Source organism: Streptomyces sp. NPDC036764, assembly GCF_055609385.1.
In genome coordinates, this window is record NZ_JBVJPT010000012.1 from 29585 (window position 1) to 52289 (window position 22705).

The window sequence follows — 22705 nt, forward strand, 5'->3', positions numbered from 1 at the left end:
TCCTCCCCCGACGGCGGTGAATGCGCCCCGCCCCAGACCCTCCGGGGTTCCCCGGGATGCCCCGTGGTTCCCCGTACTTCCCCCCTGAATTGCCCTCCCTGCCTCAGCGACCCTGGAAGCGGGCCGCCGAGGCGCGGGCCGAGCCGAGCTTGCGGTAGAGCTGCCGGCCGGGGCACTCCGTGGAGTAGCCGTCCCGGTGGCCGGAGATCACATTCAGTCGTACGTTCCTGCCCTTTCGGAACAGATTGCCACCCCCGGACGTCAGGTATGTCTTTCCGCGCGGATTGGCGCCGTAGAGCCCCAGCTTCCAGGCGGTGAGTCGGGCGATGGCGTTCACGGCGGCCACGGTCGGCTTGCTGGAGCCGTAGCTGCCGAGGACGGCGATCCCCATGCTGTTGGTGTTGAAACCGCGGGTGTGCGCGCCCAGGACCGGCTTCGCCACGCCCCCGGCGCGCCCCTCGTAGATGTTTCCGCACTTGTCGACGAGGAAGTTGTAGCCGATGTCGCGCCAGCCCATGCTCAGGACGTGGTAGCGGTAGATACCGCGAATGAGCGAGGGAGCCTGGGTGCACCAGTACTTGCCGCCGGACGCGGTGTGGTGCACGAAGGCCGCCTTCACCTTCTTCGTGTAGGCGAACTGCCGCTCCCGCCACTTCTCGTTGGCTCCCCAGCCGCGCCGGGTGACGATGCGCGGACGCGGGCCGATGTAGGGCTTCGCCCGCTGCTCCGGCGTCAGCTCGCTGCCGCGCAGCGCCAGCAGCTCCCGCTCGGTCTCCGCGCGTTCCAGCGGGGGGATCTCGGCGGCACCCAGGGGCGCGAGCTCGGCGTTGGCGGCGGAGGCGGCGAGGGTGTCGGCGGTACCGAGGGTCTCGGGGTTCAGTGAGCCGGGGCGGGGACCGGGCTCACCCTGCACGGGGCCGGGCTCGCCCTGCTCCGGGGCGGGATCGCCGGGGTCCACGAGTTCGAGGTGGAGGCCGGCGGGCAGCGGGGTGACGGCCGCCGCGGCGTCGACCGCCGAGTCGTCACCGCCCTCCTCGCCCTCCTCACCCCGTTCGACCTTGGGCTTGGGCTCAGCGGCTTCGGGCTTGGGTTCGGCGGCCCCCGGCTTCGGCTTGGGCGCGGCTGCTTCGGACTTCGGCTTGGGTCCGGCAGCGTCCGGCTTCGGCTTGGGCGTGGCTGCTTCGGACTTCGGCTTCGGCTTGGACGCGGCAGCCTCAGGCTTCGGCTTGGACGCGGCGGCCTCAGGCTTCGGCTTCGGCTTGGACGCGGCAGCCTCAGGCTTCGGCTTCGGCTTGGACGCGGCAGCCTCAGGCTTCGGCTTGGACGCAGCGGCCTCAGGCTTCGGCTTGGACGCAGCGGTCTCAGGCTTCGGCTTCGGCTTGGACGCGGCAGCCTCAGGCTTGGGGTCCGCGCCCTCCGGCGTCACGCGTACCTGTACGCCGTCCGAGTCGCCGACCCACAGGGGCGCGGTCGCGCCGCGTACCCCGGCGGAGCCGCTCTCGGCGGTGTCCGGGTCGGCCGCGTGTTCGGCGTAGTGGGTCTCGACGTCCTGCCAGTCGGACCAGGTGCCGGTCGTGACCGCGCGGGTGCGGACCTGGACGCGGCCGTGCAGTTCGGTGGCCGGGTCGTCCCAGATGACGCCGACGAGGGAGAAGTGACGTACGTCCCGTGGAGGCAGCCCCTGTTCGGTGGGGGCGCCGGCGGCACGGTCACGGGTGAGGGGGACGAGGGGCAGCGACTGCGTGCTGCCGGGGGCATAGGGCTCGGCGTCCGCACGCCGCACCGCCGATCCGACGGCCACCGTCTGCCCGCTGTTGGCGGCTTCCGCTCCGAGCGCCGGGCGCACGGCCGCCGCGGCGGCGGGTGGGGTGAGCGGGAGAGCGAGAGCGGCCGCGCACGTGACACCGATCGAAGAAGCAAGGAATCCACGCATGCTCCTGATGTTGGACATAGTCATACAAAGCTGTCCATTGGGAAATTGACGGCACGTCGGTCCCCGGCTCCGCCGAACCGGTGGTGGCCGCACGCCCCGCAGGGGGGTGCGCGACCACGGCTGCGCGTACCCTTGCGCGGGTGAATGCCACCGATCGCACCCCCGCCGACCTGCTGCGTTCCGCGCTCGCCGCGGATCCCGGACGCCCCCTGGTGACCTTCTACGACGACGCCACCGGGGAACGCGTGGAATTGTCCGTGGCCACCTTCGCCAATTGGGTGGCCAAGACCGCGAATCTGCTTCAGGGCGACCTCGGCGCCGGGCCGGGCGACCGGGTCACGCTGCTGCTGCCCACGCACTGGCAGGCGGCGGTGTGGCTGCTGGCGTGTTCGTCGGTGGGCACGATCGCGGACGTGGGCGGGGACCCGGCGACGGCCGACGTGGTGGTGAGCGGGCCGGAGAACCTGGAGACCGCTCGGGCGTGCCGTGGGGAGCGGGTCGCGCTGGCGCTGCGGCCGCTCGGGGGCCGCTTCCCGCAGCCACCGGCCGGCTTCGCCGACTACGCGGTCGAGGTGCCGAGCCAGGGTGACCGATTCGCGCCTTTCGCCCCGGTCGACCCCGAGGACCCGGCGCTGATCGTGGCCGGACGCGAGTTCAGCGCCGCCGAACTGGTCGAACGCGCCCGGGCGGAGGCTCCGGCCCTGGGGCTCACGGGCCCGGGCTCACGGATCCTGTCGGCCCTGCCGTACGACACCTGGGAGGGCCTCAACGCCGGCCTGTACGCGGCGCTGGCGACCGGCGGCTCGGTGGTCCTGTGCCGGCACCTCGACTCACTGAGCGAGGAGTCGCTGGCCAAGCGGATCGAGGCGGAGCGGGTGACGGCGACGGCGCGGTAGCTCCGAGCGCCGTCCCCGCAGGCACTCGGCGTCACCGCGAACCCGCCTGGGGGCTGCCGCCCCCAGACCCCCGCTTCGGCCCTGAACGGGCCTCGTCCTCAAACGCCGGACGGGCTGAAAATTGCGCACCGGCACCGAGAGGACCGCACCACAGCCCGGCACAGACACCCCGACGCGAGCACCACGATCCGCCCGCCGCAAGCAGCCGGCCAGAGCGCCGCAGACACCCGACCCGACCGCCGCAGACACCCGACCCGACCGCCACAACCACCCAGCCCGACCGCCACTGGCCCCCGACCCCAGCACCACAAGCCCCCGGCCCGACCGCCGCAGGCACCCTCACCCATTCAGCCCACCACCACCCACCCCCCACCCCCCATCCAAGCCATGGTCGTAACAGCAGCCCACACCACACGCTGTACGCAATGAGGGGTGGACACGGCCGTGACCGACACCGCAGATGCGCGCCGAAGGGCGTCGGCCGGCAGGAAGGGGCCTGTGCGGCGCTGGGTCCGGCGGGGGGCGGTCGCGGTCGGGCTCGTGGTCGTCGCCGCGGGGGGCGTCGCCTGGGGCGTGTATGCCAAGCTCGACTCCAACATCACCCCGGACGAGGCCGCCGCCGCCGAGCTCGCCCGGTATGAGAAGGAGCGCCCCACCTCGCTCGTGCGCGGTGCCCAGAACATCCTCGTCATCGGCTCCGACTCCCGGGCCGGCTCCGGCAACCGCCGCTACGGCAAGGACTCGGGCACCGAGCGCTCCGACACCACGATCCTGCTGCACCTGTCCTCCGGCCGCCGCAGCGCCACCGCCGTCTCGATACCCCGTGACCTCATGGTCGACGTCCCCGGCTGCCGCCGCTCCGACGGCAGCCGCAGCGAGCCGATGCTCGCGATGTTCAACTACGCCTTCCAGGTGGGCGGTTCGGCGTGCACCGTGCGCACCGTGGAACGGCTCACGAACATCCGCATGGACCACCACATGGTCATCGACTTCCACGGTTTCAAGGAGATGGTCGACGCCCTCGACGGCGTCGAGATCTGCCTCGCGAAACCCATCAGCGACAAGGCCGCCAAGCTCAGGCTCCCGGCCGGGAAGGTGACCCTCGACGGCGAGCAGGCCCTCGGCTACGTCCGTGCCCGCAAATCGCTCGGCAACGGCAGCGACACCGACCGCATGGACCGCCAGCAGCGCTTCCTCGCCGCTCTCGTGCACAAGGCGCAGAGCGATAACGTCCTGCTGAACCCGGTCAGGCTCTATCCGGTCCTGGACGCCGCCACATCGTCGCTGACCACGGACCCGGCACTGGCCAGCTTGCGCGGTTTGTACGAACTCGCGCGTGGAGTGCGCGACATCCCCACCGAACGCGTGCAATTCCTCACCGTTCCGAGGGAGTCGTACGTCTACAACTCCAATCGCGACCAGCTCGTGGAACCCGAGGCCCAGCGTCTCTTCGAACGGCTGCGGATCGACGCACCGGTGGAAGTGGCGAATTCGACCGATAAATCCCAGGGATCCCAAGGCCCGCGGCGCGATTCTTCGCACACCCGTTCCCATGACGGTGACCAGAAGTCCGGTGCACAGCGATCCGACGAGCCCGCCGCGCCCACTTCTGCGGCACCCACTTTCCGTGGCAGTACCGCCGCCGAGAACCCCTGCGGGTAAAGCGCTCACCAAGTCCGTGAACCCTGTTTCAAAGAAATGGGGCGGATTGCCCAGTTGTAGGGACGTGGAATTTGTCACCGTCGTCGCTCCACGCTGAACTGGGCGGATAGTGTGAGCGATCCGGTGCTCCCTGCCGTAGTTAGGCTTGCGCACTGTTTGACCGAGACCCGAGCGCCTTGGAGGGGGTAGGCGCCGCGTGGCCCCGACGGAGGATTCAGACAACCGTGGACGCGCAAGGCCGTGGGCGGGCGGACGATATCGATCCCGCAGACCAGTGGGTGCTCAATCCGAACACCGGTGAATACGAACTGCGACTGGGTCCTTCCTCTCCGCAGTCACCGGTCCCGGGACCTCGCAGAGCTGCTTCCCGCGCGAGTGCCGCCGCACGTTCGGCCGGTACCGCGACCAAGGGCGCGGCAGGCGCCGGCGGTACGGGTGCCGGCGCGGGTGGTGCGGTGCGCAATCGGACCGCGGCCCCGGGGCGCGAGACGCGCCAGGCACCGGGCCGTGAGGTCCCCCCGCAGCGCAGGCGCAGGGGGGCACCGGAGGAGCCCCTGCCCGGGCGGCGCAGTCGCCGGCCGGTGAAGAAGAAGAGCAAGGCGAAGAAAGCCGTGCTCTGGACCGGCGGCATCATGGCGTTCGTCGTGGTCGCCGCCGCGACCGGTGCGTATCTCTACATCGAGCACCTCAACGACAACATCAACTCCGTCTCCGACGACGGCGCGAGCACCGGTGGCTTCAGCAAGGACAAGGCCATCAACATCCTGCTCATCGGCACGGACAAGCGCACCGGCGCGGGCAACGAGAAGTACGGCGACTCGGGCAGTGCGGGACACGCCGACACCACGATCCTGCTGCACGTCTCCAAGGACCGCTCCAACGCGACCGCGCTGAGCATCCCGCGCGACCTCATCGTCGACATCCCGGACTGCCCGACCACGCAGGAGGACGGCTCCGAGAAGGTCATCGCCGGTGAGACGGGCGTCCGCTTCAACACCAGCCTGGGCCAGGAAGGCCGTACGCCGAGCTGCACCGCGCGGACCGTCACCGAGCTGACCGGGATCAAGCCGGACAACTTCATGGTGGCCGACTTCAACGCGGTCAAGACGCTGACCACGGCGGTCGGCGGCGTCGAGGTGTGCCTGGCCAAGGACATCGACGACCCCGACTCCAAGCTCAACCTCACCAAGGGCAAGCACACGATCGAGGGCGAGGACGCGCTGGCCTTCGTGCGCACCCGGCACTCGGTCGGCTTCGGCGGTGACCTGAGCCGGATCGGGCTCCAGCAGCAGTTCCTCAGCGCGCTGATGCGCAAGCTGAAGTCGAACGACACGCTCAGCAGCCCGACCAAGATGATCAAGCTGGCCGAGGCGGGCACGAAGGCGCTGACCGTCGACTCCCAGCTCGACAGCATCGACAAGCTGAAGGACCTCGGTCTGGAGCTGGGCAAGCTCAACACCAAGAACCTGACCTTCACGACGGTTCCGGTGATCGACAACCCGGCGGAGAAGGTGAAGACGACCGTCGTGCTGAACGAGACGACGGCGCCCGAGGTCTTCGAGGCGATCCAGAACGACGTCTCCTTCACCGCGGTCAAGCAGCAGAAGCAGAAGGAGGCCGCCGCCGTGGCCGCCCGCCTCAAGGGCACCAAGGCCGACGCCTCCGAGGTGCGGGTGCAGGTCTACAACGGCGGGGCGCCCGCGGGCAGCGCCCAGGAGACCCTCACCTGGCTGCAGACCGAGGAGAACGTGACCAAGTCCGAGAACGCGGGCAACGCCCCGGCGTCGCTCGCGAAGACGACGCTGGAGTACTCGCCCGACCAGGCGGACCAGGCACGCCGGCTCGCCGACATCATGGGGCTGTCCGGTGCGGCGCTGAAGCCGGGCAAGAGCGTCACCAACTCGCAGGGTCTGCCCACGATGACACTGACGCTGGGCAAGGACTTCAAGGGCGCGGGCGTGTCACTGACGGCGCCGACGAAGGCACCGGACGTGGAGAAGTCCACGGCCGACAAGGTCGAGTGCGCGAAGTAGCCGACCGGTAACGGCCCAACGGGCCCGTCCCACCGCCCACTTGGGGCAGGACGGGCCCGCTCCGGCGCGCGCACCGGGGCGTGGAGTCGTCGTACGGAGATCGTCGAACGTCGTACGGAGATCGTCGGTCCTCGTACGGAGATCGTCGTACGAGGATCGCTGCACGGAATCTGCGGCGCGGAACGCAACTGTCGGCGTCGCTCGTTGGTCTGACACACGACACTGTTGTGTCAGCCGGCGTTGGCCGGGCGCGCCACGCGGCCGGACCCGGCGCTGATTTTGCCGACGCGTGGCCAACCCGGCTCGGACCCACAGAGGTCTGACAGGTAGCGAACCGGTGTCGGACAGGGTGGTCTGAAATGGTTCGCTCCGCACCGGACAGGGAGGTCCGACGCGGAGCGCGGCCGTGTCGGGCACAGGGTGGGGAAGGGCGGAGAGTTGGCGCAGAGCAGTGTGCGAGGGGAGGCTCCGGCGGTGGACGACACCATGTCGCTCACTCCGCGGGCCGACCAGGACACGCCGGCCGACCAGCGCGGCCGGCACGGTGGCGGGGGTTCCAAAGGCGGCGGCGGAACCGACGGCAGGCCCCGCAGACGGCGCGTGCTGCGCTGGTCGGCGACGGTACTGGCGGTGGTGATACTGGGCACCGCGGGTGCCGGCTATCTCTATTACCAGCACCTCAACGGCAATCTGAAGAAGGACGACCTCAACATCGGCGACGCCAAGGACCGCGCCGCCGAGACCGAGGCGAACGCGGCCGGCCAGACGCCGCTGAACATCCTGCTGATCGGCTCGGACGCCCGCGACAGCAAGGAGAACCAGAAACTCGGCGGCGCCAAGGAGACGTTCGGCGGCATACCGCTCGCCGACGTCCAGATGCTGCTGCACGTCTCCGCGGACCGCACCAACATGTCGGTCGTCAGCATGCCCCGCGACACGCTCGTGGACATCCCCAAGTGCACCGATCCGGACAGCGGGGACGTCTACGAGTCCCGTGAGCGCGCGATGACGAACGAGTCGCTGGGGCGCGGCGGTCCGGGGTGCACGGTGGCCACGTGGGAGAAGCTGACCGACATCCACATCGACCACTTCATGATGATCGACTTCTCGGGTGTGGTGTCGATGGCGGACGCGATCGGCGGTGTCCCGGTCTGCGTCGACAAGAACATCCACTCCAAGGACAGCCAGGGCCACGGCTCCGGGCTGAAGCTGGAGAAGGGCACGACGTACGTCAAGGGCGAGCAGGCCCTGCAGTGGCTGCGCACGCGGTACGGCTTCGAGGACGGCAGCGACCTGGCCCGCGCCAAGGCTCAGCACCAGTACATGAACTCGATGGTGCGCGAGCTGCGCAAGAACGCCAAGCTGAGCAACCCGGGCAAGCTGCGCGCCCTCGCCGAGGCGGCCACCAACGCGCTCACCGTCGACCCGGGCCTGGGCACGGTCGCGAAGCTGTACGACCTGGCCGGCGAGCTCAAGAAGGTCCCGACCTCGCGCATCACCATGACGACGATGCCCAACCGGTACGTCGGTTCGCGCGTCGAGCCCACCGAGGACGCCACGAAGCTGTTCCGGCTGGTGCGTGAGGACATCGCGCTGGACGGCAAGGACAAGAAGAAGACCACCGAGGAGAAGGCGCCCACCGACCCGGCCGCCGCGGACGGCGAGATCGCCGTGCAGGTGCAGAACGGCACCCGCACAGACGTCCTCGCCCCGGTCTCCGGCCGCGCGACCACCGTTGCCGCGATGCTCGTCGACAGGGGCTTCACGCGGGCCGCGGCGGACTCCTCGACGACGCCGACCGCGGACACGACCGTCGTGCGCTACCCGAGCGCCGAACTCCAGGGCGACGCCCAGCGGCTCGCCAAGGCCCTCGGCATCCCGACCGGTGCCGTGGAGAAGTCCACGGACGTCTCCGGCGTCACCCTGGTCGTCGGCGCCGACTGGCGGGAGGGCACGGCGTACAAGGCACCGAAGCAGGACGACAGCACGCCGGACACGGCCGAGGCGCTGAACGCCTCGGACACCAAGGCGTGCATGAAGGTGAACCCGGGCTTCACCTGGTGACGGGCACCGCGCCCGGCGGCGTGCTCAGTTGGCGCTGAGCACCGCCGGGCGGCGGGAGGCGATGACCTTCCGCGCCAGCGAACGCGGGCTGGTCAGAAAGCCGTAGCCCCAGGACATGTGCATGGTCGCGAGGGCGATGGGGATCTGCAGGCGTGCCTTCAGCGGCAGGCCCTTGCCGGCCGGGACCGAGCCCGCGGTGATGGCCGCGAGGTAGCCGCCGGGGACCACCAGCGCCCACGGGGTGACCAGGGCGCCCAGCACCAGTCCGGCCGCGATGGCGCACACCGCCGTCGGCGGGGCGAGATAGCGCAGGTTGATGGAGCCGGCGTGGTAGCGGGCGACGACATGGCGCCAGCGGCCGTAGTCCTTGTACTGCTTGGCGAGGGCCTTCACGCTCGGCCTCGGGCGGTACGACACCTTCAGCTCCGGCGAGAACCAGATCAGCCCGCCCGCTTCCCTGATCCGGAAGTTGAGCTCCCAGTCCTGGGCGCGGATGAACTCCTCGTTGTAGCCGCCCTGCTGCTCCAGCGCCTCGCGCCGGAACACACCGAGGTACACGGTCTCGGCCTGCTGGGCCGCGCCGCCCGTGTGGAAGGCCGCGTTGCCGACGCCGATCTTCGAGGTCATCGCGGCGGCGACGGCGTGCTCCCAGTCGTTCTCGCCCTCGGCGTGCATGATGCCGCCGACGTTCTGCGCGCCGGTCTCCTCCAGGAGCCGTACGGCGGTGGCGATGTAGTTCGGCGAGAGGATGCCGTGGCCGTCGACGCGGACGACGATCGGATGGCGGGAGGCCTTGATCGCGGCGTTGAGGGCGGCGGGGGTGCGGCCGGTCGGGTTCGGGACGGTGTGCACACGGGAGTCGTCCCGTACCAGCTCGGCGGCGATCTCGTCCGTGCGGTCCGTGGACGGACCGAGGGCGATCACGACCTCCATCTCGCCGGCGTACTCCTGCGCGAGGATCGCTTGGACGGCTCCGCGCAGATGCCGCTCCTCGTTGAGGACGGGCATGATGACGGACACGGCGGGGAGCTGCACGTCGGGATTGGCGTTCATAGGGGGCTCACGTTACCGCGAACGGGGGACACCGGTGCGCCCCGCCGGTGCCGGTGCTCCGGGCAGCAGATCGTATGGCCCTACGGTGCTCACGGATCCCACGTTCGACCCCCAGGGCAAGCCCCAGCGGAGGTATTGCTTCATGCCCACGCCGCCCCGCCGCTCCCCCGCCCCCGCGCAGCGACGCCCGCAGTTGTCCCGCGGCGGCGAGCGGCCGGTCGCTCCAGCGCGGCGCGGGCGGCCGCGCTGGGCCATGCGGGCGGTGACGACGCTGTCCGTCGTGGTGCTGGCCTCCGCCGGCATCGGGCACGCGGTGGTGACCAGTCTGGACGCGAAGATCGAGCGCGTGGACCCGTTCAAGGACATGAAGAACCGGCCGCCGACCGGGCACGGGATGAACGTCCTGCTCGTCGGCACCGACGGCCGCGACCGCATCAGCGACGAGGAGCGGCGCAGGTACAAGCTGGGCGGCGCCCCCTGTCACTGCACCGACACGATCATGATCGTGCACATCTCGGCGGACCGGGAACGGGCGAGCGTGGTGAGCCTGCCGCGCGACTCGTACGCCGAGGTGCCGGCCGGCGAGGGGCGGGAGACGCACGCCATCAAGATCAACGCAGCGTACGCGGAGGGCGGTCCGAACCTCACCGTGCGCACGGTCGAGCACATGACCCACGTCAAGATCGACCACTATCTGGAGGTCGACTTCACCAGCTTCATGAAGACCGTGGACGTGCTCGGCGGGGTGCGGATCTGCACCGCCGAGCCGCTGAAGGACTCCTACACCGGGCTGGACCTGCCGGCCGGCTCCCATCGGCTCAAGGGCGGCGAGGCGTTGCAGTTCGTGCGCGCCCGGCACATCGACAGCGACTCCGACCTGGGGCGGGTGCAGCGCCAGCAGCGGTTCATGGCGGCGCTGGTCGAGCGCGCGACGTCGTCGGGGATCCTGCTGAACCCGATGCGGTTCCGGGACGTGACACGGGCGGTGCTGGGGTCGGTGCGGGCCGACAAGGAGTTCGGCACGGGCGAGCTGCTCGACCTCGGGCGGGCGATGCGGAACTTCTCGCCGTCGTCGTCGGAGTTCACGACCGTGCCGATCGGGCAGCTCGGATACACGGTCAAGGGCCTCGGTTCCACGGTGAAGTGGGACACCGAGCGCGCCGAGCGCCTCTTCCGGGCCCTGCGCGAGGACAGGCCGCTGGCCGAGCACCGCCCGAAGCACCGGGCCGTCCCGGTGGAGGTCGCCCCGCAGCAGATCCGTGTCCAGGTGGAGAACGGCACCGCGCAGGAGGGCCTCGGCAAGCGCGCCGACGCGGCGCTGGCGGGGATCGGGTTCCGTACGACGGGACGCCCGGCGGCCGCGGCGGAACGCTCGTTGAAGCGGACGGTCGTCGCCCACGACCCCGGCTGGGACCGCTCGGCGAAGTCCCTGGCGGCCGCACTGCCCGGCAGCGAGCTGCGGGCGGTGAAGGGGCTCGGGCCGACGCTGAAGGTGATCGTGGGCAAGGACTTCAAGCAGGTCCGCAAGGTGCGGGCGGAGGACCCGTTGCATGGCCACTCCACGGTGGTGCGGGGGGACGAGACGGGGTGCTCGTAACCCCGGAACAGGGTCGGGAATCGGCCAGCCGCCCCCGATCCCGTGTCCCCGGGCCACGGCCCGGCCTGCTCAGTCCTGGTAGCCCTCCGCCGCCCGCTTCTCGCGCAGTTCCTTGATGGCGCGGCGGCGGGCCAGGCGGTGGGTGCGGCGGATCTGGGCCTCCTGGTAGCGACGGTTGTCGCGCTCGGTCTCCGTTATCACCGGGGGCACGCGGCGCGGCTTGCCGTCGGCGTCGACGGCGGCGAACACCAGGTACGCCGAGCCGACCTGCGTGGGCGGCGTCGACTCGTTCCAGCGCTCGGCCAGCACCCGTACGCCGACCTCCATCGAGGTCCTGCCGGTCCAGTTGACCTGGGCCTTCACATGGACGAGGTCACCGACGCGGACCGGCTCCAGGAACGCCATCTCGTCCATGGACGCGGTGACGGCGGGGCCGCCGGAGTGCCGGCCGGCCACGGCTCCCGCGGCGTCGTCGACGAGCTTCATGATCACACCGCCGTGCACCGTCCCCAGAAGGTTGGTGTCGCTGTGGGTCATGATGTGGCTGAGAGTGGTGCGGGACGCGGAGGTCGGTTTGCCCGGGATCTCCGGATTGCCCGACTCCGCTACGGTGACCTGGTCTGTCATGGCGTCCACCTTATGCCGAGCTGTCATTCGCGGACTTTGTGTTGGGTTCGCAACAGCCGTGCCTCTATTTTCCGCCGAACCTTGTAAGACACCTGGCCGTGCCCTGCACACTGGGGCGCATGAATGACTGGCCCCAGGCATGGTCCGACGACAACCGCGGCAGCCGTTACGGACGCGGCAGCGCAGGCGCACAGCCCGAGGGCGCGCGCGTGATGCGGCAGGTCCGCCGCGGCTCCGCGACGCCGCCCGGCCAGGGCTACGGGGGTGTGCCGCAGCAGCCGTCATACGTGAACGGCCAGGGCCACGGGGGCTACGCCGACGACGAGTACGACAGCGGCTACAACACGGGCCAGGTCTACGGCCGCGGTGGCCCGGGCGGCCCCGGCGACGAGGACAGATACGAGCCGCGGCCCGCGCCGAACTGGCGGCGCCGTTTCAAGTGGACCGCGATCACGCTGGTGACGGTGCTGGTCGTGACGACCGTCGCCACCTACTTCTGGGCCGACTCCAAGCTCAACCGTGACGTCGACCTGTCCAAGGTCATCGACCGGCCCGAGGCGGGCGAGGGCACCAACTACCTGATCGTCGGTTCCGACAGCCGTGCGGGCATGTCCGCCGAGGAGAAGAAGAAGCTGCACACCGGGTCCGCCGAGGGCAAGCGCACGGACTCGATGATGATCCTGCACGTCGGCGACAACGGGCCGACGCTGATATCGCTGCCGCGCGACTCGAACGTCACGATTCCGAAGTTCGAGGGTTCCGAGTCCGGGAAGATCCGGGCCGCGATGGGCGCTAACAAGCTGAATGCGGCGTACTCGATCGACGGGCCCACGCTGCTGGTCCGCACGGTCGAGTTCAACACGGGTCTGCACATCGACCACTACGTCGAGATCGGCTTCGCGGGCTTCGCGAACATCGTGGACGCGGTCGGCGGTGTCGAGATAGACATCCCGCAGGACATCAAGGACTCCAAGTCCGGTGCGGACTTCAAGAAGGGCAAGCAGACCCTGAACGGCGAGGAGTCGCTCGCCTTCGTCCGCACCCGCTACGCACTGGCCCGCTCCGACCTTGACCGTACGCAGAACCAGCAGAAGTTCCTCTCGGCCCTGGCCAACCAGGTGGCCACCCCGGGCACGGTCTTGAACCCCTTCAAGCTCTACCCGACCATGGGCGCCGGCCTGGACTCCCTGACCGTCGACAAGGACATGAGCCTGTGGGACCTGGCGTCCATGTTCTGGGCGATGAAGGGCGTCAGCGGCGGCGACGGCAAGTCGATGAACATGCCGATCTCGGGCAACTCCGGGAATGGCAACCTGCAGTGGGACATGACCAAGGTGAAGACACTGGTGAATCAGCTCAAGAACGACGAGCCTGTGACCGTCTCGGACAAGTAGCCAAGGCGCGACCGCACTGATCGAGGGCACCCGGACGGGTGCCCTCGATCGCGCTCAGGCGGCGGTCACATCGTGGCGCCGGCCATCGCTCGGCAGGTCGCGGCGCAGCGGCGACACGCCTCCGCGCAGCGCATCATCTGCGGATCGTCCGGCATGGACATACACGCCTCGGCGCACATCTCACAGGCCTTGGCGCACATCGCGCACATCTCGGCCGACATGGGCGAGCGGCGCATCATCATGTCCGCGCACATCCGGGTCGTCTCGGCGCAGTCCATGAGCGCCCGCATGATCTGCATCTGGGCCTGGCCGCCCATCTGCATACAGGAGCTCATGGTCTCCTCGCAGATGCTGTGGCAGGTCATGCAGGCGTCGACGCAGTCCTGCATCTCCTTGCTCATCGGGATGGTTCCGGGCTGGGTCATGGCTCCTCCTGGGGGACGCGGGAGCCCGGGGCGGGCCCCGTGCCCTTCCGTCCTACGCCCGCCCACGGCGGTGCGCCATCGGGCGGACGCGAACATTTCGCACCAGAAGTCGCACTTGGCGCGCACCTGCGCATTCCGCCGGAGGCGGTGACACGGGCCCGAACGGGTGAAGGGTGCCCGGGGGACCCGGACACCCTTCACTGTCAAATCCCGCGAGGCTACGGCAGGTTGCGCGCCATGACGATGCGCTGGACCTGGTTGGTGCCCTCGTAGATCTGCGTGATCTTGGCGTCGCGCATCATGCGCTCGACCGGGTAGTCACGGGTGTAGCCGTAGCCGCCGAGGAGCTGGACGGCGTCCGTGGTGACCTCCATCGCCACGTCCGACGCGAAGCACTTGGCGGCGGCGCCGAGGTAGGTGAGGTCGGCGTCGCCGCGCTCGGAGGCGGCGGCGGCCTGGTAGGTCAGGGCGCGGGCGGCCGAGATCTTCATGGCCATGTCGGCGAGCATGAACTGGATGCCCTGGAAGTCGGCGATCGGCTTGCCGAACTGCTTGCGCTCCTGGACGTAGCCCTTGGCGTAGTCGAGGGCGCCCTGGGCGATGCCGAGGGCCTGGGCGGCGATGGTGATGCGGGTGTGGTCCAGCGTCTTCATCGCGGTGGCGAAGCCGGTGCCCTCCTCGCCGATCATGCGGTCCGCGGGGATGCGGACGTTGTCCAGGTAGACCTCGCGGGTCGGGGAGCCCTTGATGCCGAGCTTCTTCTCCGGGGCGCCGAAGGAGACGCCCTCGTCGGACTTCTCCACGACGAACGCCGAGATGCCCTTGGAGCGCTTCGCCGGGTCCGTGACCGCCATCACCGTGTAGTACTCGGAGACGCCGGCGTTGGTGATCCAGCGCTTCACGCCGTTCAGTATGTAGTGGTCTCCGTCACGGACGGCCTTGGTCTTCATGCCGGCCGCGTCGGAGCCGGCGTCGGGCTCGGACAGGCAGTAGGAGAACATGCCGTCGCCCTTGGCGAGCGGGGTCATGTACCGCTTCTTCAGGTCCTCGGAGCCGGAGAGGATCACCGGGAGCGAGCCCAGCTTGTTCACGGCGGGGATCAGGGAGGAGCTCGCGCAGACGCGGGACACCTCCTCGATCACGATCACGGTGGCGAGCGCGTCGGCGCCCGCGCCGCCGTACTCCTCGGGTACGTGCACCGCGTGCAGGTCGTTCGCGACCAGGGCCTCCAGCGCCTCCTGCGGGAAGCGGGCCTCCTCGTCGACCGCGGCGGCGTGCGGCGCGATCTTCGCCTCGGCCAGGGAGCGGATGGCGTCGCGGAGCATGTCGTGCTCCTCGGACGGGCGGTACAGGTCGAAGTCAGCCGATCCGGCCAAGGTCTCTCACGCTCCAAGGACGCTGTGTGGCAAGTGCGATGCCGGCGCTAATTACCGTTAAGTAACTCAAATTTTAGGGGTCGGCCCACGGGAGTGATACGTGAGCTTGGCGACAGCGGGGAAGCTGCCCGTCAGACCCTCCGACTATGCTCGGGCCCGCACGCCCCCTCCCCCTTCTGGAGTACCCCCATGGCCCTCAAGATCACCGTGATCGGTACCGGCTATCTCGGCGCCACCCACGCCGCGGCCATGGCCGAGCTCGGGTTCGAGGTACTGGGGCTCGATGTCGTGCCCGAGAAGATCGAGATGCTCGGCCGGGGCCAGGTCCCGATGTTCGAGCCGGGCCTGGAGGAGCTGCTGCGCAAGCACGTCGCCGGCATCGAGGGCTCGACCGGGCGGCTGCGCTTCACGATGGACTGGGCGGAGATCGCCGAGTTCGGCGATGTGCACTTCGTCTGTGTGAACACTCCGCAGAAGCACGGCGAGTACGCCTGCGACATGAGCTACGTCGACTCCGCCGTCGAGTCCCTCGCCAAGCACCTGCGCGGCCCCAACCTGGTCGTCGGCAAGTCGACCGTGCCGGTGGGCAGCGCCGACCGGCTCGCGGCCCGCATCCTGGAGCTCGCGCCGGGCGGCGGCGAGGTGGAGCTGGCCTGGAACCCGGAGTTCCTGCGCGAGGGCTTCGCCGTCGACGACACCCTGCACCCGGACCGGATCGTGGTCGGCGTGCGCAGCGAGCGCGCCGAGAAGCTGCTGCGCGAGGTGTACGCGACGCCGATCGCCGACGGCTCCCCCTTCGTCGTCACCGACTTCCCCACCGCCGAGCTGGTGAAGACCTCCGCCAACTCCTTCCTGGCCACCAAGATCTCCTTCATCAACGCGATGGCGGAGGTCTGTGAGGCCGCCGGCGGCGATGTCGCCAAGCTCGCGGAGGCCATCGGGCACGACGACCGGATCGGCAAGAAGTTCCTGCGCGCCGGCATCGGCTTCGGCGGCGGCTGTCTGCCGAAGGACATCCGCGCGTTCATGGCGCGTGCCGGTGAGCTGGGCGCCGACCAGGCGCTGACGTTCCTGCGCGAGATCGACTCGATCAACATGCGCCAGCGCGGGCAGATGGTGGAGCTCGCCCGGCAGGCACTGGGCGGCGGCTCGTTCCTCGGCAAGCGGGTCGCGGTGCTCGGCGCCACCTTCAAGCCCGACTCGGACGACGTACGCGACTCGCCCGCGCTGAACGTCGCGGGGCAGATCCACCTCCAGGGCGGCCAGGTCACGGTCTACGACCCCAAGGGCATGGGCAACGCCCGCCGTCTCTTCCCGACCCTCGGCTACGCCGACAGCGCGGTCGAGGCGGTGCGGGGCGCCGATGTCGTACTGCATCTGACGGAGTGGCGGGAGTTCCGCGAGCTGGACCCGAAGGCGCTCGGCGAGGCCGCCGCGGCGCGGGTCATCCTGGACGGCCGCAACGCCCTCGACCCCGAGCTGTGGCGCAAGGCCGGCTGGAGCTACCGGGCGATGGGGCGGCCGACCGCGTAGCGCTCCGCTGGATGTGCCGTGATGTGCGCCGTCGTTCGTCTGCGGCGTCGTCGTGGTTGGTCGCTCCCCCACTCTCGACTTCGCTCGAGCGGGGGGACCCCCATCGCGGCGGAGCCGCACATGGATACAGCCCCGCGCCCCCTTGAGGGCGTTGCCGAACCGCAGGACAGCGCCGGACCGGCGCGACGCCGTTTCGGCCGAGGCTCAGTCGGCCGAAACGGCGTCGTTCGCATTCTGCCGCACACCGGCGCATCACGCCGAATGAATCTTCAACGACCTTTCGAAATGGCTCACTTCGCTCGGTAGCGCCGCATCTTCGCGCGCGCCCCGCACACCTGCATCGAGCACCAGCGGCCGCGCCCGGCCGGGCTGCGGTCGTAGTACGCCCAGTGGCAGTCGACCGCCTCGCAGGCCTTCAGCCGGATCCAGGTGCCCTCGACCAGGGCCTGGGCGATGGCCGCGGCCACTCTGGAGCGCAGCGGACCCTCGTCGGCTGGGGCGAGGGCGGCCGAGCCGTCGGCGGCGTCCACCGCGACCAGCAGCGGGCTCCCCGTCAGCAGAGCACCGAGCGGGGTCGCCTCGCGGTGCGGGGGATGGCCCGCGTGGGCGAGCAGGACCACGCGCAACGACTCCCGCAGTTCCCGCGCCCCGGCCACGTCCCCCTCGCCCAGCCCGAAGCGCGCCCGGCCCTGCGCCGTGTCCAGCGCGTCCGCGCCCGACTCCAGGTCCAGTGTGTTGACCAGGGACTGGATCAGCTCCAGGCCCCCGGGCGCGGGCGATCTCTCACTCATGACTGCGCACGCTGTCCTCGCTTCTCGAATTCCCTTGCGAGGTTACCCCCAATGCGCGAGCATGAGGTAACCGCGTTACCTGTTGATGCGGTTCACAGGTAACGCAGACTCCGAGGAGGAAGTCATGGCCATCGCCGAAATCGGCTCCGTCGTCCTGGACTGTCCCGACCCCCGCGCCCTCGCCGCCTTCTACGCGAGCGTGCTCGGCGGCAGCGTCGAGGACGAAGGGGAATGGGCGGATCTCAAGGTGCCCGGCGGGCCGCTGCTGGCGTTCCAGGCAGCCCCCGGTTTCGTACCGCCGCAGTGGCCCTCGTCCGAGCGCTCGCAGCAGTTCCATCTGGACCTGACCGTCGCCGACCTGGACGCGGCCGAGGAGGCGGTGCTGGCCCTCGGCGCGAAGCCGCTGGACACCGAGGACCGCTCGCGCGGCTTCCGGGTTTACGCGGATCCGGCGGGGCACCCGTTCTGCCTGTGCACCGCCTGAACACGGCCGACCAGCCGGGAGGACCGGTTACCCGTCCAGCTCGGCGATCTTCATCGTCGACGGCGCCCGGCGTCGCTGTGCCTCCCGGGCCGTGAAGTCGGCCTCGCGCAGCACACGCTGGACGTTGCCCCAGGTCAGCATCGCGATATCGGCCTCCGGCCAGCCCCGGCGCAGCAGCTCGGCGACGAGGTGCGGATAGCAGGAGGCGTCGCTGAGGTCCTGCGGGTGGGCCGCGCCGGCGTCGTAGGTACCGGACAGGCCCACGCACTCGGGGCCGGCGACCTCGCGGACGTGGTCGAGGTGGTCGGCGACGTCCCGGACGGTCGGGCCGGTCTGCTCGGCGGTGAGCGGCACCATGCACAGGCCCCGGACGGCGCCCAGCTCGGCCAGCAGGTCGTCGGGGAGGTTGGCCGGGTGCGGGCGCAGGGTGCGGGCGGCCGAGCGGGCGCACAGGACCGGCGCCTTGGAGACCGCGCACGCCCGGCGCACGGTGTCCGCGGAGGCGCCGGAGAGGTCGGCCAGCACACCAAGGCGGTTCATCTCGCGCAGCACCTCCTCGCCGAACCGGGTCAGCCCCGCCTCACTCGCCCAGGAGGCGCCGGACAGGGTCAGGGCACGCAGCCCGAGGCCGTGCAGGGAGCGCAGGATGCCGAGCGAGTCGCCGAGCGCGGCGGCCCCCGCCGGTCCCGGCAGCACGGCGACGCGGCCGCTGTGGCGGGCGTCGGTGATCGGCCCGGGGGTGTCGGCGAGGCGCAGGCCCTCGGGGTGGGCCCGTACGACCGTCTTCACCAGGTCGAGCTGGTCGAGCGTGGCGCCGACGGCCCGGTCCCCGTCCAGCGCCTCGGGCAGGTGCAGCGCCCAGAACAGCGCGCCCACGTGGCCCTCGCGCATCCGCGGCACATCGGTGTCCACGGCGCTCTCGCCGAGCTCCAGATCGAACCAGGGCAGACGGCGCAGCGCCCACGGAAGTCCGCTGTAGCCGTCGGCGACGGGATGCGCGGCCAGCAGGCGGTGGGCCCGGGCGAGGAGATCGGTGCCGGAGTTCTCACCCGGGCCGGCGACGGCCTCGGACGGATCCCCGGGCAGCGAAACGGGCAGGTCGCCTATCTCGCCGACCTCGGGGCCGGTGTCCGCTTCGTACTTGAGGTCTGCCATGGCGGTCTCCGTACGTGAACGACGTACTGATCAGCAGTACGGTTCACCGTCGCACGGACCCGCGAAGCCTTCCTGGTGGACGGGGCGTTCGGGGGTACGTCAGCCGTCCAGTGCCTCGATGGTCGCGTTGGACGGACCCCGCGTCGTCTGAAGGTCGCGGGCCACGTCCTCCGCCGCGCCCAGTACCCGTACCGCGTTCTGCCAGGTCAGCTTGGCCAGGTCGGGCTTCGACCAGCCGCGGTCCAGCAGCTCGGCGATGAGGTTGGGGTAGCCGGAGACGTCGTTCAGGCCGTCCGGGGTGAACGCCGTGCCGTCGTAGTCGCCGCCGATGCCGAGGTGGTCGACGCCGACGACCTCGCGCATGTGGTCCAGATGGTCGGCGACCGTGGACACCGTGGCGATCGGACGCGGATTGGTCTCCTCGAAGGCGCGGTGCACCTTCATCGCCTCGGCGGTCGTGTCGAGGTGGTGGAAGCCGTGGGCGCGCATGTTCTCGTCGGCCGCGACGGTCCAGTCGACCGCCGCCTGGAGCACGAACTTCGGCACGAACGTCACCATCGCGACGCCGCCGTTGCCGGGCAGGCGCTCCAGCACGTCGTCCGGGATGTTGCGCGGGTGGTCGCACACGGCACGGGAGGAGGAGTGGGAGAAGATCACCGGGGCGGCGGAGGCGTCCAGCGCGTCGCGCATGGTCGTGGCCGCCACGTGCGAGAGGTCGACCAGCATGCCCTCGCGGTTCATCTCCCGCACGACCTCGCGGCCGAAGGCGGACAGGCCGCCCACGCCGGGCTCGTCCGTCGCCGAGTCCGCCCACGCGATGTTGTCGTTGTGCGTGAGCGTCATGTAGCGGACGCCGAGCGCGTACAGCGCGCGCAGTGTGGCGAGGGAGTTGGCGATCGAGTGGCCGCCCTCCGCGCCCATCAGGGAGGCGATACGGCCCTCGGCGCGGGCGGCCTCCATGTCCGCCGCCGTCAGCGCCGGACGCAGGTCGTGCGGATAACGCGCCAGCAACTGCCGTACGCAGTCGATCTGTTCGAGGGTGGCGCTGACCGCCTTGTCGCCGGCGTAGTCCGAGCGGACGTACACCGACCAGTACTGCGCGCCGACCCCGCCGCCACGCAGGCGGGGGATGTCGGTGTGCAGATGGGCGGCCTGGTCGCCGCCGATGTCGCGGGCGTCGAGGTCGTAGCGGACCTGTTCGCGCAGCGCCCAGGGGAGGTCGTTGTGGCCGTCGACGACGGGGAACTCGCGCAGCAGCTCCCGGGCTGTCTCCAGGGAGGTCATCGGCGTCACTTCCCCGTGCCGAAGCCGAACCCGCCCGCTCCCTCGACCTTGGCGCGCAGGCGCTTGCCCTTCTCGGTGGCCTGGTCGTTCAGGTCCTGCTGGAAGTCGCGCATCCGCTGGAGCAGGTCTTCGTCGTGGGCGGCGAGGATGCGGGCGGCGAGCAGACCCGCGTTGCGCGCGCCGGCGACCGAGACGGTGGCCACGGGCACGCCGGCCGGCATCTGCACGATGGAGAGCAGGGAGTCCATGCCGTCGAGGTACTTCAGCGGGACGGGCACGCCGATCACCGGCAGCGGGGTCACCGAGGCGAGCATGCCGGGCAGGTGGGCGGCGCCCCCGGCACCGGCGATGATCACCTTCAGCCCGCGCTCGGCCGCCTGCTCGCCGTAGGTGACCATCTCGCGCGGCATGCGGTGCGCGGAGACGACGTCGACCTCGTAGTCGATCTCGAACTCGTCGAGGGCCTGGGCGGCGGCCTCCATGACGGGCCAGTCGGAGTCGGACCCCATGACGATGCCCACGACGGGGCCGGCAGCGGAACTCATTCGGTGATCGTGCCCTTCAGGTAGCCGGCTGCGTGACGTGCGCGCTCCAGCACGTCGTCCAGGTCGTCGCCGTAGGTGTTGACATGACCGACCTTGCGGCCGGGCTTCACGTCCTTGCCGTACATGTGGATCTTGAGCTGGGGGTCGCGGGCCATGCAGTGCAGGTACGCGGAGTACATGTCCGGGTAGTCGCCGCCGAGGACGTTGACCATGACCGTCCACCTGGCGCGCGGGCGCGGGTCTCCGAGGGGGAGGTCGAGGACGGCCCGGACGTGGTTGGCGAACTGCGAGGTGATGGCGCCGTCCTGGCTCCAGTGGCCCGAGTTGTGGGGGCGCATCGCGAGCTCGTTGACGAGGATGCGGCCGTCGCGGGTCTGGAACAGCTCGACCGCGAGGTGGCCGACGACGCCGAGTTCCTTGGCGATGGTCAGGGCCATCTCCTCGGCCTTGAGCGCGAGGGCCTCGTCGAGGTCGGGCGCCGGGGCGATCACGGTGTCGCAGACGCCGTTCACCTGCTGGGACTCGACCACCGGGTACGCGACGGCCTGGCCGTGCGGCGACCGTACGACGTTGGCGGCGAGCTCGCGGACGTAGTCGACCTTCTCCTCGGCGAGGACGGGCACGCCGGCGCGGAAGGGGTCCTCCGCCTCGGCCACGCTGTCCACGACCCAGACGCCCTTGCCGTCGTAGCCGCCGCGGACCGTCTTCAGGACGACCGGGAAGCCGTCGCCCTCGGCCGCGAACGCGGCGACGTCCTGTGGGTCGCTCACGATGCGGTGCCGCGGGCACGGCACACCGATCGCATCGAGCCGCGCGCGCATCACTCCCTTGTCCTGGGCGTGCACGAGCGCGTCGGGGCCCGGGCGGACGGGGATGCCGTCCGCCTCCAGGGCCCTGAGGTGCTCGGTGGGCACATGTTCGTGATCGAAGGTGATCACATCGCACCCGCGGGCGAACTCGCGCAGCGTGTCGAGGTCGCGATAGTCGCCGATGACGACATCGCTGACGACCTGCGCAGCGGAATCCTGCGGGGTGTCACTGAGAAGCTTGAACCTGATGCCCAGCGGGATGCCTGACTCGTGTGTCATACGCGCGAGCTGGCCCCCGCCGACCATGCCGACTACCGGGAACGTCACGCCCCTAGGGTATCGGCCGCCGCGGGGCGACCCTCTTACCGGACTTTTGCGGGTCTCTTCCCCGACGTATGAGCTCACCCACAGGCAAATCGCGAAGGGGGGTGGTTAGCATGGCTGAGTTGACGAAACCGACCGACAGGGAGCCTTCACAACCATGGGACGTGGTTCCTCGGGGCTTCATACGTCGCCTCCGGTATCCGGAAAATCCGTGCGGCAGCGCTTCGATCGGCTGGTGCGTGAGGTCGCGAAGTTCGGTGCGGTGGGTGGCGCGGGGCTGCTCGTCAACCTCCTCGTGTTCAACCTGGTGCGGCATGTGACCGACCTCCAGGTCGTGCGCGCGAGCGTCATCGCGACGGTCGTCGCGATCATCTTCAACTACATCGGCTTCCGGTACTTCACCTACCGGGATCGCGACAAGAGCCGCCGCACCAAGGAACTGACCCTGTTCCTGCTGTTCAGCGTGGTCGGCCTGGTGATCGAGAACGGTGTCCTGTACGCGGCGACGTACGGCTTCGGCTGGGACAGCCCGCTGCAGAGCAACATCTTCAAGTTCCTCGGCATCGGCATCGCGACGCTGTTCCGCTTCTGGTCGTACCGCACGTGGGTGTTCCGTGCGCTGCCGACGGAGGAGCCGGCATCGTCCGCCGAATCGTTCCTGGAGCCCCCGCGAGGGCCTGCGGCGCCGGAGCGCCGGGTCGGCCAGCGCGTGGGCTGAAC

19 protein-coding genes are annotated in these 22705 nt (G+C 70.2%); 9 read left to right on the top strand and 10 right to left on the bottom strand.

Features of this window, described 5'->3' with window-relative positions; genetic code table 11:
- Nucleotides 1-103: 103 nt before the first annotated feature.
- Nucleotides 104-1933, bottom strand: a complete 1830-nt coding sequence (locus tag ACZ69Q_RS32990) for a peptidoglycan recognition protein family protein (protein WP_471049027.1) — start codon at nt 1931-1933, stop codon at nt 104-106.
- A gap of 140 nt (nt 1934-2073) precedes the next feature.
- Between ACZ69Q_RS32990 and ACZ69Q_RS32995 the strand changes: the two genes are divergently transcribed.
- From ACZ69Q_RS32995 to ACZ69Q_RS33010, 4 genes are all read left to right on the top strand, one after another.
- The gene (locus tag ACZ69Q_RS32995) at nt 2074-2829 is read left to right on the top strand and encodes a TIGR03089 family protein (protein ID WP_471049029.1); all 756 of its coding nucleotides are present in this window, start codon (nt 2074-2076) and stop codon (nt 2827-2829) included.
- A gap of 498 nt (nt 2830-3327) precedes the next feature.
- A complete protein-coding gene (locus ACZ69Q_RS33000) occupies nt 3328-4491 on the top strand; it encodes an LCP family protein (RefSeq protein ID WP_471049032.1) in 1164 nt (387 codons plus the stop codon).
- Nucleotides 4492-4715: 224 nt separating this feature from the next.
- The gene (locus tag ACZ69Q_RS33005; protein WP_471049034.1) at nt 4716-6524 is read left to right on the top strand and encodes an LCP family protein; all 1809 of its coding nucleotides are present in this window, start codon (nt 4716-4718) and stop codon (nt 6522-6524) included.
- Between the two features lie 486 nt (nt 6525-7010).
- Entirely contained in the window at nt 7011-8588 is a 1578-nt protein-coding gene (locus ACZ69Q_RS33010) for an LCP family protein (protein ID WP_471049664.1), read from the top strand.
- Between the two features lie 24 nt (nt 8589-8612).
- Here the strand turns inward: ACZ69Q_RS33010 and ACZ69Q_RS33015 are convergent, their stop codons facing one another.
- Entirely contained in the window at nt 8613-9641 is a 1029-nt protein-coding gene (locus ACZ69Q_RS33015; RefSeq protein WP_471049037.1) for a glycosyltransferase family 2 protein, read from the bottom strand.
- Nucleotides 9642-9783: 142 nt separating this feature from the next.
- On the opposite strand from ACZ69Q_RS33015, the gene ACZ69Q_RS33020 reads away from it, so the two are divergent.
- On the top strand, nt 9784-11238 hold the full coding sequence (locus tag ACZ69Q_RS33020; RefSeq protein ID WP_471049039.1) for an LCP family protein: 1455 nt from the start codon (nt 9784-9786) through the stop codon (nt 11236-11238).
- A 69-nt stretch (nt 11239-11307) separates the two neighbouring features.
- Here ACZ69Q_RS33020 and ACZ69Q_RS33025 read toward each other — a convergent pair whose 3' ends face one another.
- Nucleotides 11308-11865: an acyl-CoA thioesterase gene (locus ACZ69Q_RS33025; protein WP_471049042.1), complete on the bottom strand. Its 558-nt coding sequence runs from the start codon at nt 11863-11865 to the stop codon at nt 11308-11310.
- A gap of 119 nt (nt 11866-11984) precedes the next feature.
- Here ACZ69Q_RS33025 and ACZ69Q_RS33030 point away from each other — a divergent pair, with 119 nt between their 5' ends.
- Nucleotides 11985-13259, top strand: coding sequence for an LCP family protein (locus ACZ69Q_RS33030; RefSeq protein ID WP_471049044.1), 1275 nt, complete (start codon nt 11985-11987; stop codon nt 13257-13259).
- Nucleotides 13260-13324: 65 nt separating this feature from the next.
- Here ACZ69Q_RS33030 and ACZ69Q_RS33035 read toward each other — a convergent pair whose 3' ends face one another.
- Both ACZ69Q_RS33035 and ACZ69Q_RS33040 read right to left on the bottom strand, forming a co-directional pair.
- Complete coding sequence (locus ACZ69Q_RS33035; RefSeq protein WP_471049046.1) at nt 13325-13684, bottom strand: four-helix bundle copper-binding protein; 360 nt, start codon at nt 13682-13684, stop codon at nt 13325-13327.
- Nucleotides 13685-13902: 218 nt separating this feature from the next.
- On the bottom strand, nt 13903-15060 hold the full coding sequence (locus ACZ69Q_RS33040; protein ID WP_471049050.1) for an acyl-CoA dehydrogenase: 1158 nt from the start codon (nt 15058-15060) through the stop codon (nt 13903-13905).
- 189 nt (nt 15061-15249) lie between these two features.
- Here ACZ69Q_RS33040 and ACZ69Q_RS33045 point away from each other — a divergent pair, with 189 nt between their 5' ends.
- Nucleotides 15250-16593: a UDP-glucose dehydrogenase family protein gene (locus tag ACZ69Q_RS33045; protein ID WP_471049051.1), complete on the top strand. Its 1344-nt coding sequence runs from the start codon at nt 15250-15252 to the stop codon at nt 16591-16593.
- A gap of 290 nt (nt 16594-16883) precedes the next feature.
- Here the strand turns inward: ACZ69Q_RS33045 and ACZ69Q_RS33050 are convergent, their stop codons facing one another.
- A complete protein-coding gene (locus ACZ69Q_RS33050; protein WP_471049054.1) occupies nt 16884-17384 on the bottom strand; it encodes a CGNR zinc finger domain-containing protein in 501 nt (166 codons plus the stop codon).
- A 124-nt stretch (nt 17385-17508) separates the two neighbouring features.
- Between ACZ69Q_RS33050 and ACZ69Q_RS33055 the strand changes: the two genes are divergently transcribed.
- On the top strand, nt 17509-17868 hold the full coding sequence (locus ACZ69Q_RS33055) for a VOC family protein (RefSeq protein WP_471049056.1): 360 nt from the start codon (nt 17509-17511) through the stop codon (nt 17866-17868).
- A 27-nt stretch (nt 17869-17895) separates the two neighbouring features.
- On the opposite strand, the gene ACZ69Q_RS33060 is transcribed toward ACZ69Q_RS33055, so the two are convergent.
- The 4 genes from ACZ69Q_RS33060 to ACZ69Q_RS33075 all read right to left on the bottom strand — a co-directional run bounded on the left by ACZ69Q_RS33060 (nt 17896) and on the right by ACZ69Q_RS33075 (nt 21988).
- Complete coding sequence (locus tag ACZ69Q_RS33060) at nt 17896-19023, bottom strand: dipeptidase (RefSeq protein WP_471049058.1); 1128 nt, start codon at nt 19021-19023, stop codon at nt 17896-17898.
- A 99-nt stretch (nt 19024-19122) separates the two neighbouring features.
- Complete coding sequence (locus ACZ69Q_RS33065) at nt 19123-20307, bottom strand: dipeptidase (protein ID WP_471049061.1); 1185 nt, start codon at nt 20305-20307, stop codon at nt 19123-19125.
- 5 nt (nt 20308-20312) lie between these two features.
- A complete protein-coding gene (purE, locus tag ACZ69Q_RS33070; protein ID WP_471049063.1) occupies nt 20313-20852 on the bottom strand; it encodes a 5-(carboxyamino)imidazole ribonucleotide mutase in 540 nt (179 codons plus the stop codon).
- Complete coding sequence (locus tag ACZ69Q_RS33075) at nt 20849-21988, bottom strand: 5-(carboxyamino)imidazole ribonucleotide synthase (RefSeq protein WP_471049065.1); 1140 nt, start codon at nt 21986-21988, stop codon at nt 20849-20851. Before ACZ69Q_RS33075 ends, purE begins: the two co-directional genes overlap by 4 nt.
- Nucleotides 21989-22142: 154 nt before the next feature.
- Here ACZ69Q_RS33075 and ACZ69Q_RS33080 point away from each other — a divergent pair, with 154 nt between their 5' ends.
- Nucleotides 22143-22703: a GtrA family protein gene (locus tag ACZ69Q_RS33080; protein WP_471049068.1), complete on the top strand. Its 561-nt coding sequence runs from the start codon at nt 22143-22145 to the stop codon at nt 22701-22703.
- Nucleotides 22704-22705: the final 2 nt, after the last annotated feature.